Genomic DNA, 12,564 nt, shown 5'->3' on the forward strand with positions numbered 1-12,564 from the left:
CTGGCGTTGCGGTGGTTCTGCCTTCGCTCTAGAGCTGGAAAGGAACGGTCATGGCCGGACAATTATCACTCGTCGAATCGGGGAAATCAGTGAACAGCACAGACAGGCAGAAGGCGCTCGACGCCGCACTCGCGCAGATCGATCGCGCGTTCGGCAAGGGCTCGGTGATGAAGCTCGGATCGAAGGAAGCGATGCAGGTCGAGGCGGTCTCGACCGGATCGCTCGGGCTCGACATCGCGCTCGGCGTGGGCGGTCTGCCGCGCGGCCGCGTCATCGAAATCTACGGTCCCGAAAGCTCGGGCAAGACCACTCTCGCGCTGCATTGCATCGCCGAAGCGCAGAAGACCGGCGGAACCGCGGCTTTCGTCGACGCCGAGCATGCGCTCGATCCCGTCTATGCGAAGAAGCTGGGCGTCAATATCGACGAACTGATCGTGTCGCAGCCCGATACGGGCGAACAGGCGCTTGAAATTGTCGATACGCTGGTGCGCTCGAACGCGATCGACGTGCTTGTCGTCGACTCGGTCGCCGCGCTCGTCCCGCGCGCCGAAATCGAAGGCGAGATGGGCGACAGCCACGTCGGCCTGCAGGCGCGCCTGATGTCGCAGAGCCTGCGCAAACTCACCGGCTCGATCAGCCGTTCGCGCTGCATGGTGATCTTCATCAACCAGCTGCGCATGAAGATCGGCGTGATGTACGGCAATCCCGAGACGACGACGGGCGGCAATGCGCTCAAATTCTACGCCTCGGTCCGCCTCGATATCCGCCGCACCGGCCAGATCAAGGACCGTGACGAAATCGTCGGCAACACTACGCGGGTCAAAGTCGTCAAGAACAAGGTCGCGCCCCCGTTCAAACAGGTCGAGTTCGACATCATGTATGGGCAGGGCATTTCGAAGATCGGCGAAATCCTCGACCTGGGGGTCAAGGCCGGTCTGGTCGAAAAATCGGGCGCCTGGTTCAGCTATGATTCGATCCGCATCGGTCAGGGTCGCGAAAATGCGAAAAATTTCCTGACCGAAAATCCCGAACTGATGGAGCGGCTCGAAAAGGCGATCCGCAGCCGCACCGATGCGGTGGCCGAAGAGATGATGACCGGCCCCGACGCGGACGACGACGATATCTAATCCGGATCCGGCGAGCCGTCGCAATACGGCTCGCCGGCGAACGGCGGCGGGCCCGTGCCTTCTCCGGCACGCCTCCTTGGATCTGCCCGACCCCTCTCTTGGCAGGTCGGCCCGGCCGCCGTTGACCATGCCGCCGCTGACCATGCTGGCGGGGGCATGTACCGCATCCCGGCTTGCGTGTTCAGGGGCAAGGACTACACAGGCTCGATGCCCGCGATCCGCCTTTTCGGTTTGCCGACCGACGTCAACAGCAGTTTCGAACGCGGCGCGGCGGGGGGTCCTGCCGCGATCCGTGCGGCGCTGCGCAGCGATCGCGGCAATATGGCAAGCGAACTCGGTCCCGAAATCGGCACGGATATCGCCTTCACCGACGATGGCGACCTGCCGCTGACCGAGCATGTCGCACACGACGATGCCGCGATCCGGCGCCATGTCGCGATGCTGAACGAGGATGGCGAAATTCCCGTCGCGCTTGGCGGCGATCATGCGGTGACATTCCCGCTCGTCGAAGCCGCCGCCGCTTGTTTCGGCCCGCTCAACATCCTGCACATCGACGCGCATCCCGACTTGTACGACGACTTCGGCGGCAATCCGCGCAGCCATGCGTCGCCCTTTGCCCGGATATGCGAAGCGGGCCATGCCGCGCGGCTGGTCCAGGTCGGTATCCGCACGTTGAATCGTCATTGCGCCACGCAAGCCGATCGCTTCGGCGTCGAGATCGTCCCGATGGCGGGCTTCGTTCCCGAAGCGGTTCCGGTGCTGAGCGGCCCGCTCTATATCTCGATCGACCTCGACGGGCTCGATCCGACGGCGGCGCCCGGCGTCGCGCATCCCGAGCCCGGCGGGCTGACGGTGCGCGAACTGCTTGCAGTGCTGCACCGGCAGCGCGCGCCGATCGTCGGCGCGGACATCGTCGAACATCATCCGGGCCGCGATATCGGCGGCGTGACCGCGATTGTCGGCGCCAAGCTGGTACGCGAGCTGGCGGCGTTGATCGATCGTAACGGATATTGGCGCGGATAAGAGGAGAATGCGATGAGCTTGATCGTCCACCATCTGAACAACAGCCGCTCGCAGCGCATATTGTGGCTGCTTGAGGAAATCGGCGCTCCATACGAAATCCGCCACTATCAGCGCGACGCCGTGACCAATCTCGCGCCGCCCGAGCTGAAAGCCGTCCATCCGCTCGGCAAATCGCCGCTGCTCGAGGACGATGGACGGGTGATCCAGGAATCGGGCGCGATCGTCGAATATCTGTGCGAGCGCCATGGCGGTGACGCCCTGATCCCGCCGCGCGGCACCGACGATCATGTCCGGCACCTCGAGCTGCTGCACTTTGCCGAGGGTTCGGCCATGACTCCTGTTCTCCTCAATCTCTACGTCGCCCGCCTCGGCGACGCTGCGGCGCCGCTGCGGCCGCGGATCGACGAACAGCTCGGCGCGCATTTCGCCTATCTCGAAGGCGAGATCGGCGACGCCGGGCATTTCATCGGCGATCGCCTGTCGGCTGCCGACATCATGCTGAGCTTCCCGGCCGAGGTTGCGGCGATGAACGGTGCCGATCGCTATCCGCGCCTCGCCGCCTTCGTCGCGGCGTGCCACGCGCGCCCCGCTTGGCAACGCGCGCGCGAACGCGGGGGCGATTATTTTGTCTTTTGATCGCCGGTTCGGCGTGCTGATGCTGGTCGCGCTGTTCGCTGCGGCGAGTCCAGCGGCGGCCGCGCCGCCCGTTCTGGGGCCCGAGGTCGAACGCGACGTCGTGGCACCCGAGGGCAAGAGCTTCGAGCCCGCCCCAGCCGACGAGGTGGGCGCGATGGACCGCTTCGCCGGGTTCACGATGGCGTTGGCGAAGCGCGACTATGAGGCGGCCTATGCGATGCTGCGCCTCTCGTTTCAGGCGTCGAACCCGCGGCTGGAATGGGAGATGAACCTGCGCAAGCGAACCGCGCTGTGGGCCGACGGCACGCTGCGCATCCTGCGCCTGACCTGGTATGCCGACCCGGCGGGGCAGCCGCCCGGCCTGTATGCCGCTTTCGATTTTCGCGGCGATCGCAAGGATGGTACGATGGATTGCGGCTATGTCGTCGTCCATCGCAGCGCCCCCGGTGCCGCCTTTACGGTCGTCCGCGTCGATACCTCCGAAGTGCCCCCCGACTTGATCGAGGACAGGGTGCCCAAGGCCGACGTGCTGCATCAGCTTCCCTGCTATCTGGGCAAGGGCCTCGCGACCGCCTTTTGAGCGCAGCGGCGCTGAGCCAGCCGACATCGGACTTGCGGCGCGCGTCCGTTGTCCGCAATATCGACCCGCTTTCATCCGGCCGACGGATGACGGGGGGAGTTCGGGGTTATGGCTGGTCTGGTATTGGCGCTGTTGCTTGCGGCGGCGGGAGAGCCCGCAATCCGCGTCGAGAAGCTGGCGGAGGGTGGTTTCAGCGCCGATGTCGCCGATATCGAGGCGGCGCGGCTGACGACGACGATGGAAGAGGTCCAGCGGATTGCGGCGCAGCGCTGCGGCAAGATGAAGGTGCGTTTCGGCCGGTATAATTTCGACAGCCGCGTCGATACGGCCCGCAATGTCATGATGATCGAAAACCTGCGGCAGAAATTCTTCTGCTACGACCCCGCGACCGATCCCTACAAGCCCGTTCCGGCGGACTGGAAGGCGAGCGACGCCGATACGGCGGCGGCGACCAGCTTCGTGACGCGCTTCCTTGACCGGCTCGATCGCGGTGATCAGGCCGGGATCGCGATGATGGACCCGCTGGCGGAAATAACGCCGAAGGACTGGGCAAACCTGCATGCCGGCGCCACGCAGTTCCAGACCGGCGACGGATCGATGACGCCGCAATTCGTCGCGTGGAGCAACAATCCGGACGGGGCGGCTTATCCGGGCGCCTATGTCCTGTTTTCGGTGATCGACGATCATCCGGGGATTGCCGGAACGTGCGGCGGGATATTGGTGCAGCGCGTTCGCGAAGGCGAATATCGCATCGCCCAATATGATGTGCAGTTCATCTCGCAGGCGCTGGTGAACCAGCAGGGGTTGACCGGGCAGCAGCTCGACGAGCTCTGCCAGCGCTGATGCTGCGCGTCTGTGCTTGAGTAACGGACGATCCGGCACTAGATCGCGCGCATGACATCGACCAACGACATCCGCCGCTCGTTCCTCGACTATTTTGCCGGGGCCGGCCACCACATCGAACCGTCGGCACCGCTGGTGCCGTTCAACGACCCGACGCTGATGTTCGTCAACGCGGGCATGGTGCCGTTCAAGAATGTCTTCACCGGGCTGGAGAAGCGTCCGTACGGCACGGCCGCGTCGTCGCAGAAATGCGTCCGCGCCGGCGGCAAGCACAACGACCTCGACAATGTCGGCTACACCGCGCGGCATCATACATTCTTTGAAATGCTGGGGAATTTCTCCTTCGGCGACTATTTCAAGGAACAGGCAATCGACCATGCCTGGACGCTGGTTCACAAGACCTGGGGCCTGCCCGCCGACAAGCTGACCGCGACCGTCTATCACACCGACGACGAGGCGTTCGACCTGTGGCGCAAGATTGCGGGCCTTCCCGAAGAGCGGATCATCCGCATCCCCACGAGCGACAATTTCTGGTCGATGGGCGACACCGGCCCGTGCGGGCCGTGCAGCGAAATCTTCTACGACCATGGCGACCATATCTGGGGCGGCCCGCCGGGATCGCCCGAAGAGGATGGCGACCGCTTCATCGAGATCTGGAATCTGGTGTTCATGCAATATGAGCAGATGCCGGATGGGCAGCGGGTCGACCTGCCGCGCCCGAGCATCGACACGGGCATGGGGCTGGAACGCATCGCGGCGGTGATGCAGGGCGTCCACGACAATTACGACATCGACACGTTCAAGGCGCTGATCGCCGCGTCGGTCGACCTGACCGGCGTTGCCGCCGCGGGCGGAAGCCAGGCAAGTCACCGTGTCATCGCCGACCATCTGCGCGCATCGAGCTTCCTGATCGCCGACGGTGTGCTGCCGTCGAACGAAGGGCGCGGTTATGTGCTGCGCCGGATCATGCGGCGCGCGATGCGCCACGCGCACCTGCTCGGCGCCAAGGATCCGCTGATGTACCGGCTGCTCCCGGCGCTGACGACCGAGATGGGCGCGGCCTATCCCGAGCTGATCCGCGCGCAGGCGCTGATTGCCGAGACGCTGGAGCGTGAGGAGGTCAAGTTCCGCCAGACGCTCGACAAGGGGCTGCGGCTGCTCGACGAGGCGACCGTGGGCATGGGCCAGGGCGCGACGCTGCCCGGCGATGTCGCGTTCAAGCTCTATGACACCTTCGGCTTTCCCTATGACCTGACCGAAGACGCGCTGCGCGCGCAGGGCATCGCGGTCGACCGATCGGGCTTCGATGCGGCGATGGCGCAGCAGAAGGCGGCGGCGCGCGCGGCATGGAAGGGCAGCGGCGAAAAGGCGTCGGACGAAATCTGGTTCGACCTTGCCGAAGCCAACGGCAGCACCGAATTCACCGGCTACACCTCGACCGAGGGTGAGGGTGAGGTGATCGCGATCGTCAAGGACGGCCAGCCGGTCGAGGCCGCCGAAGCCGGCGACACGGTCGTCGTGCTGACCAACCAGACGCCCTTCTATGGCGAAAGCGGCGGCCAGATGGGCGATGCGGGAACGATCACGACGCTGGAAGGCGCCAAGGCCAATGTCGAGGACACCGGCAAGCCGCTCGGCCGGCTGCACACGCATCAGGCGACGCTGGAGGCGGGCAGGCTGAAGGTCGGCGACACGGTGCACCTGTCGGTCGATGCCGCGCGCCGCGATCGCATCCGCGCCAATCATAGCGCGACGCACCTTGTCCACGCCGCGCTGCGCAATCGGCTCGGCGCGCATGTCACGCAGAAGGGCAGCCTGGTTGCCGAAGACCGATTCCGGTTCGACTTTTCGCACCCCAAGGCACTGACACCGGAGGAAATCGTCCAGATCGAAGCCGATGTGAATGCGCAGATCCGGGCGAACGAACCCGTTTCGACGCGGCTCATGACCCCCGAGGATGCGATCGCGGCGGGAGCGATGGCGCTGTTCGGCGAGAAATATGGCGACGAGGTGCGCGTGCTCAGCATGGGCAAGGGCGGCGAGCATAGCTATTCGGTCGAACTGTGCGGCGGTACGCACGTCCGGGCGCTGGGTGACATCGCCTTGTTCAAGATCATCAGCGAAAGCGCGGTTTCGTCGGGTGTCCGTCGGATCGAGGCGCTGACCGGCGAGGCGGCGCGCCAGTGGCTGCTGGGCCGCGACGAGGCGCTGAAGTCGGCGGCGGCGGCGCTCAAGACCTCGCCCGACGAGGTGCCGGCGCGCGTTGCCGCGATGGCCGAGGCGCTGAAGAAGGCCGAACGCGAGCTGGCCGACGCGAAGAAGGCGCTGGCGCTTGGCGGCGGCGGCGGTGCGGGCGGCGGAGCGGCGGCGGGTCCGGCGATCGAACAGGTTGGCGATGTCGCCTTTCTGGCGCAGGTCGTCGAGGGGCTCGATCCCAAGGAACTGCGCGGCACGGTCGACGGCCTCAAGAAACAGGTCGGCAGCGGCGTCGCGATGCTCGTCGCGGTCAATGATGGCCGCGCGTCGGTCGCGGTTGGCGTGACCGACGACAAGACGGGCAGCCATAGCGCGGTCGATCTGGTCAAGGCCGCGGTCGCGGCGCTCGGCGGGCAGGGTGGCGGCGGCCGTCCCGACATGGCGCAGGGCGGCGGCCCGAACGGCGGCGCGGCGGACGACGCCGTCACGGCGGTCAAGGCCGCGCTCGCCTGAAACGGTAGGACGTGAAACCGACAAAGAAGACGCGGCGCACCGATCATGCCGAGAGGCTGATCGCGGCGCCGCTGGTCGATGTGTTCGCGGCCTTTACCAGCGCCGAAAAACTGGCGCGCTGGCTACCGCCCGAGGGCGCGACGGGCGAATTCGAGCACAGCGATCTGCGCGAAGGCGGCGGGTTCCGCCTGCGCCTGACCTTCGACGACCCCGATGTCGAGACCAAGAGCGACGATGACAGCGATCTGGTCGCGGTGCACATCCCGGTGCTCGATGACGGGCGGCTGATCGTGTGGGAGGTCGAATTCGTGTCGGATGATCCCCGCTTTTCGGGCACGATGGCGATGCACTGGTATCTGTCGCGCAAGGGCGGCGGGACGCTGGTCACGGTCGATGCGCATCATGTGCCGCCGGGGATTTCGGCGAAGGATCATGAAGCGGGGCTGACGTCGTCGCTGGCGAAGCTGGCGGCGGTGGTGGAAGAAAGAGCGGCCAGTTGATAGCGACCTGTATCTCCGCGAAGGCGGGGCTCCATCATCCGGCAGTGCAATTACGAGCCGGCGGGAGATGGGTCCCCGCCTTCGCGGAGATACGCAATTAAGAGTAGGGCCTGGAAAGGTTCAGCCCTCCACCCCTTTCGCTTTCCCCCACGCGCGGGCGGCGGTGTAGCCGAGGTAGCCGGTACCGAAGAGCGCGTAGAGCGGTTCGGGGATGCCGGCGAGATAGGCGTTCATGCCCTCTGCGATGCCCTTTGCCATGTCGGGGCGCGTCGCGGCGATCAGGCCCATCGGGATCGCCCATAGAAGCAGCGTATACATGACGTAGAGGAAGCTGGGCCGCGCGCGGCTGGTCCAGGGGTCGGTGCTGTTCGCCTCGGCGACGATCGCGGTCATCCGCGTCTTGATCGCCTCCATTTCCTGGCTGCCCTCGAGCTTCAGCAGTTCGAGCTTGGCGCGGTCGCGTGCTTCGGGGTCGGGGATGATCTTGTCGATCAGCTTGGCGACGGGGCCGATCAGGCCTTCGATGATGCTCATATTGGCGTTCCTTTCGTCCTTAACTTGTCAAACTTGTCACCAGGTCGTGTTTGGAATCAGGAGTTTGCGTCGCCGATTCGATTGGCGAGCCAGCCATAGAGAAAGGCCTCCTGGCTGGGCCGCCGTTCGGCGAGCGCAATGTAGCGTTCGCCCTGCAGCGCCTCCATCGCGCGCAGCAGCACGGTTTCGCCGCCCTTGCCGCGCGCTTTCAGAAAGCCGTCGAGCGCCGACAGCGTGCGCGGGCCGATGGCGCGGTCGACGGCGATATCGGGATAGTCGCGCGCCGTGCGGTTGAGCGCGTTGAGTGCGCGCTGGAGAAAGCCAGTGGCGATCGCGGTGCCCATGTTGACGCCGGTATCGAACAGTTCGGCCGCAATGCGCGGCGCGCGCGCGGCGACACGATCGAAGGCGGGGCGCAACCAATAGATGCGGCGATAGATGTTGGCCGCCTCGGCACGGGGCAGATCGCGCATCGGCCCCGCATAGCCCTGCGCCCGCGCCACCGCCTCGGTGACCCCCCAGCGCGTCGGACCGCCGCGATCGGCGGGGTGGTTTACATATCCGCCTTCGCGGTCGATGACGGCATCGATCAACGCGTCGATGGCAAGGCGGGGCAGGTCGGCAAGGGACATGATTCGCTCCTGTGGTTCATTGAGATATCAAAACGAACCATATTGGAATATTGTAGGAAAGGATTTTCATGCGCGCGCTGCAAGTGAGCCGATTGGCCCCCGATCACGCGGGTTGCGCGATCGCAGACCTGCCGGTGCCCGAACCCGGGCCGAGCGAGGTGCGGGTACGGGTGCGCGCGGCGGCGGTGAATTTTCCCGACCTGCTGATGACGCGCGGCGCCTATCAGCTCAAACCCGACCTGCCTTTCGTGCCGGGACTGGAGTTTTCGGGCGAGGTCGACGCGGTGGGTGCGGACGTCGAAGGCTGGGCGCCCGGCGATGCGGTGATCGGCGGCAATCGTTTCGGCGCAATGGCCGAATATTGCATCGTCCCGGCGGCGACGCTGCGGCGCAAGCCCGCCGCGCTCGACTGGGCGGCGGCGGCGGCCTGTCCGGTCGCCTATCTGACCGCTTATGTCGCGCTCGTCCGCTGCGCGCGGGTCGCGCCCGGCGACTGGGTGCTGGTCCACGGCGCGGCGGGCGGCGTGGGCCTGGCGACGGTCGATCTGGCGCGCGGGCTGGGCGCGCGGGTGATTGCGGTGGCGAGCAGCGCCGCAAAGCGCGACGCCATCGCCGCGCTTTACGCGCCCGAGGCGGTGATCGAGGCGGCGCCTGGTTTTCGCGAGACGGTAAAGGCGTTGACGGGAGGGAAGGGCGCCGATGTCATCTTCGATCCGGTCGGCGGCGATGTGTTCGACGAATCGACGCGCTGCATCGCTTTTGGCGGCCGCTTGCTGGTTGTCGGCTTTGCGTCGGGGCGGATTCCCGAGATTTCGGTCAATATCCCGCTGATCAAGGGCTTTTCGGTCGTCGGGGTGCGCGCGGGCGAATATGGCCGCCGCTTTCCCGAGCGCGGGGCCGAGAATATCGCCGCGATCGACGCATTGGCGGAGAGTGGGGCGATCCGCCCCCATGTCTACGCCGTGCTCGATCTTGCCGATTGGCGCGCGGGGTTTGCCATGCTCGAACGGCGCGAGGTGGTCGGGAAGGTCGTGCTGACGCCCTGACGAGCGGGCGCGGCGGCGCTTTGGCCCGCGACTGCGGCACTACGACGCAACTGATATAGTTTTGCGACAATCGATGGGTCATTGAGCCGCGGGGTGCCCGGCGCTTTGCCGCCCATAGTGAAGGACACAATGTGAGGAAATTTCTGACGATTGCTGCGCCGCTGATGCTCGCGATTCCGGCCGCGCACGCGCAGCCGCCGGCGCATAATGGCGAACGCATGTTCGCGATGATGGACGCCAATGGCGACGGCAAGCTCGACAAGGACGAGATCGCCAAGATGATGCAGATGCGCGCCGAGCGCATGGGCGATCCGTCGATGGCGACGCCCGAGCGGGTCGATGCGCTGATGAAGCGGCTCGACACCAATGGCGACGGCTTCGTCGACAAGGCCGAGATGGAAGCGATGCGCAAGGCGCGCGCCGCCGCCCCGCCGCCCGAAGCGCCCGCCGACGGCGCCGATCAGAGCGAATCCAATTGAACGGACAGAATTGAACGGGCCGGCGGCGGCTTCGGCCGCCGCCAGTCAATTACCGCCGGTCAACGCGCGCGCGATCAGGAGCAGCGTTTCCAGCCCGATCCGCGTACCGCCTTGCCCGGGGTCGCGCCGGTCGGGTCGCCGCCGCGCAGCACCGCGGTACCGTTGACGAACACATCACGCACGCCGGTCGCATATTGGTGCGGCTTTTCGAAGGTCGCGCGATCGGCGACGGTCGCCGGATCGAAGATCACGACATCGCCGAAATAGCCGGGGCGCAGCGCGCCGCGATCCTGAAGGTTGAGGTTACCCGCGGGGAGCGAGGTCAGCCGCCGCACCGCCTCTTCGAGCGGGATCAGCTTTTCGTCGCGAACATAGCGGCCGAGCAGGCGGGCGAAATTGCCGTAGGTGCGCGGGTGGGCGCCCGATTTCAGGAACACGCCTTCGGCCGCCTGCGACGCGGCATCCGAGCCGAAGCTCATCCAGGGAAGCTGGACCTGGCGCCGGACATTGTCTTCGGACATCAGGAAATAGACGGTTCCGACGCGCGAGCCATCCTCGACGACGAGGTCCATTGCGGTTTCCTCGGGCGATTTTCCGCGCATCGCCGCCACTTCGGCCAGCGTCTTGCCGGTGAGCGGCTTGAGCGCGTCATTCTTGAAGGCGGTCAGGATCATCTTGTCGGCACCCGCGCCGATGTAGAGATTCTCCCAGTCGCTGCCGGGCTTTTTCATTTCGGCCGCGACGCGGGCGCGGATCGCCGGATCCTTCAGCCGTTCGATCCACGCTTCCAGTCCGCCCGCCTGAACCCAGGTCGGCATGGCGGCGTCGAGCCCGGTGGCGCCCGCGGTATAGGTGTACATGTCGGCGGTGATCCGCGTTCCCGCGGCGCGCGCCGCCTCGATCTTGGCGACGACGGGCGCGAATTTGTCCGAGTTCGCGCGGCCGGCCATCTTGAGGTGATAGATTTCGGCCGGCGCACCCGACCGGCGCGCGATGGCGATCAGTTCGTCGACCGCTTCCTCCAGCCGGTCGCCCTCCGAGCGCATATGGCTGATATACATGCCGCCGCAGCGCGCCGCCTCGCTGGTCAGCGCGACGAGTTCGTCGGTCTCGGCATAGGAGCCGGGGGCGTAGATCAGCGAACTGCCTACCCCGAGTGCGCCTTCGTCCATCGCCTGACGGACGAGCGCGCGCATCCGCGCGAGCTGTTCGGGGGTCGGATCGACATCGCCTTCGCCCAGTTCGTGCACGCGCACCGTCGCCGCGCCGACGAAGCTCGCGACATTGGGCGCAATGCCGCGCTTTTCGAGATAGGCGAAATAATCGCCCAGCGTCGTCCAGCTGATGTCATATTTGATATCGCCCTGACGCTCGGTCTCCTGCGCCTTCATCGTCGCGTTGAACGGACCCATCGACCAGCCTTCGCCCATCACTTCGAGCGTCACGCCCTGGCGGATGTCGCTGAGGCTGCGTGGGTCGGCGATCAGCGATTCGGTCGCCCAGCTCAGCATGTTGATGAAGCCCGGCGCGACGGCCATGCCCTTTGCGTCGATTTCGGTCCGGCCGCTGCCCGCGACGGTGCCGACCGCGACGATACGGTCGCCCTTCAGCGCGATATCGCCAACGACGGGGGCGGCGCCCGAACCGTCGTAGAGAGTGCCGCCGCGGATGACGACGTCATAGGCAGGGGCCGCGCCGCGCGCGCCGGCCGAGGCCGAAAGGAGCAGCGAGCTGGCGAGCAGCGCCGCGACGATAGGCGAGCGCCTATGCATGGAGGCTCATCAGCGAATCCATCAGCCCTTCGTCGGCGCTCGAGCAGACGCCGAGGACCAGCGCCTCGTCACAGCCGTCGGCAACGACATAGGCATGGCCCATCGACGAATCGATATAGATGCCCTGACCCGCGTCGAGGACCACGGGATCGTAAAATTCGCTGTGCACTTCGATCCTCCCTTCGATCACATAGATGAACTCTTCGCCCTGGTGGTGGACGAGCTCGCCGAATTCGCTCGCACTGCGCGCGCGGATGCGGGTGATGATCGGAATCATGCGCTTTTGCCGCAGGTCGGTGCAGAGGTAGTGATAGTCGTAATTGTCGGTGGTGACGCGAACCGCGGTGTCGATCGTGCCGACGCTGCGTCGGCCGGTAACGCGCGGCGCGCTGTCCCCCGCATCTTCGGCGAACAGGTCGGACATGCGGATCTTGAGCCGCTGGCTGAGCTGTTGCAGCTTGTCGTAGCTGAGCGTCAGCCGGTCATGTTCGACCTTCGACAGCGTCGATACCGGGATGCCCGAGCGCGCGCTCATTTCCTTGAGCGTCCAGCCGTTTCGGGTGCGAATTCCCCGCATGACCTCGCCGAGCGTCGGGGGATTCGATCGGGATGTCATCGGGTCGGTCCATTCCTCATTTGACAATTTTCCAATCAGGATCATTATGTCCGCATTGGGTCACTTA

General features: G+C 65.9%; 13 protein-coding genes. 9 read left to right on the forward strand and 4 right to left on the reverse strand.

What is annotated here, in order from left to right; genetic code table 11:
• Positions 1 to 50: 50 nt before the first annotated feature.
• The 7 genes from recA to EBMC1_RS15250 all read left to right on the forward strand — a co-directional run bounded on the left by recA (position 51) and on the right by EBMC1_RS15250 (position 7,418).
• Positions 51 to 1,127 carry a recombinase RecA gene (gene recA, locus EBMC1_RS15220; RefSeq protein WP_003050311.1) on the forward strand — a complete coding sequence of 359 codons (1,077 nt, stop codon included), beginning with the start codon at positions 51 to 53 and terminating at the stop codon, positions 1,125 to 1,127.
• Between the two features lie 156 nt (positions 1,128 to 1,283).
• Complete coding sequence (locus EBMC1_RS15225; protein ID WP_231292943.1) at positions 1,284 to 2,150, forward strand: agmatinase family protein; 867 nt, start codon at positions 1,284 to 1,286, stop codon at positions 2,148 to 2,150.
• Positions 2,151 to 2,162: 12 nt separating this feature from the next.
• The gene (locus EBMC1_RS15230) at positions 2,163 to 2,786 is read left to right on the forward strand and encodes a glutathione S-transferase family protein (RefSeq protein ID WP_003050317.1); all 624 of its coding nucleotides are present in this window, start codon (positions 2,163 to 2,165) and stop codon (positions 2,784 to 2,786) included.
• Complete coding sequence (locus tag EBMC1_RS15235; protein ID WP_003050320.1) at positions 2,776 to 3,366, forward strand: hypothetical protein; 591 nt, start codon at positions 2,776 to 2,778, stop codon at positions 3,364 to 3,366. Before EBMC1_RS15230 ends, EBMC1_RS15235 begins: the two co-directional genes overlap by 11 nt.
• A gap of 108 nt (positions 3,367 to 3,474) precedes the next feature.
• Entirely contained in the window at positions 3,475 to 4,209 is a 735-nt protein-coding gene (locus tag EBMC1_RS15240; protein WP_003050323.1) for a hypothetical protein, read from the forward strand.
• 51 nt (positions 4,210 to 4,260) lie between these two features.
• Positions 4,261 to 6,918 carry an alanine--tRNA ligase gene (alaS, locus tag EBMC1_RS15245; protein WP_003050325.1) on the forward strand — a complete coding sequence of 886 codons (2,658 nt, stop codon included), beginning with the start codon at positions 4,261 to 4,263 and terminating at the stop codon, positions 6,916 to 6,918.
• Between the two features lie 11 nt (positions 6,919 to 6,929).
• Positions 6,930 to 7,418 (forward strand): SRPBCC family protein, encoded by a 489-nt coding sequence (locus tag EBMC1_RS15250; protein WP_003050328.1) that lies wholly within the window; start codon positions 6,930 to 6,932, stop codon positions 7,416 to 7,418.
• Between the two features lie 120 nt (positions 7,419 to 7,538).
• Here the strand turns inward: EBMC1_RS15250 and EBMC1_RS15255 are convergent, their stop codons facing one another.
• Positions 7,539 to 7,952: a holin family protein gene (locus EBMC1_RS15255; RefSeq protein ID WP_003050331.1), complete on the reverse strand. Its 414-nt coding sequence runs from the start codon at positions 7,950 to 7,952 to the stop codon at positions 7,539 to 7,541.
• 56 nt (positions 7,953 to 8,008) lie between these two features.
• Positions 8,009 to 8,584 carry a glycoside hydrolase family 108 protein gene (locus EBMC1_RS15260; protein ID WP_003050332.1) on the reverse strand — a complete coding sequence of 192 codons (576 nt, stop codon included), beginning with the start codon at positions 8,582 to 8,584 and terminating at the stop codon, positions 8,009 to 8,011.
• A gap of 68 nt (positions 8,585 to 8,652) precedes the next feature.
• Between EBMC1_RS15260 and EBMC1_RS15265 the strand changes: the two genes are divergently transcribed.
• Positions 8,653 to 9,630, forward strand: a complete 978-nt coding sequence (locus tag EBMC1_RS15265; protein ID WP_003050335.1) for an NADPH:quinone oxidoreductase family protein — start codon at positions 8,653 to 8,655, stop codon at positions 9,628 to 9,630.
• Between the two features lie 131 nt (positions 9,631 to 9,761).
• The gene (locus EBMC1_RS15270) at positions 9,762 to 10,109 is read left to right on the forward strand and encodes an EF-hand domain-containing protein (RefSeq protein ID WP_003050337.1); all 348 of its coding nucleotides are present in this window, start codon (positions 9,762 to 9,764) and stop codon (positions 10,107 to 10,109) included.
• Between the two features lie 74 nt (positions 10,110 to 10,183).
• Here the strand turns inward: EBMC1_RS15270 and EBMC1_RS15275 are convergent, their stop codons facing one another.
• Positions 10,184 to 11,881: an N-acyl-D-amino-acid deacylase family protein gene (locus tag EBMC1_RS15275; protein ID WP_003050339.1), complete on the reverse strand. Its 1,698-nt coding sequence runs from the start codon at positions 11,879 to 11,881 to the stop codon at positions 10,184 to 10,186.
• A complete protein-coding gene (locus EBMC1_RS15280) occupies positions 11,874 to 12,497 on the reverse strand; it encodes a helix-turn-helix domain-containing protein (protein WP_040590614.1) in 624 nt (207 codons plus the stop codon). The genes EBMC1_RS15275 and EBMC1_RS15280 overlap by 8 nt, the downstream gene beginning before the upstream one ends.
• Between the last annotated feature and the right edge of the window lie 67 nt (positions 12,498 to 12,564).

Source organism: Sphingopyxis sp. MC1 (assembly GCF_000371385.1).
In the GTDB taxonomy this organism is placed as follows: Bacteria; Pseudomonadota; Alphaproteobacteria; order Sphingomonadales; family Sphingomonadaceae; genus Sphingopyxis; species Sphingopyxis terrae.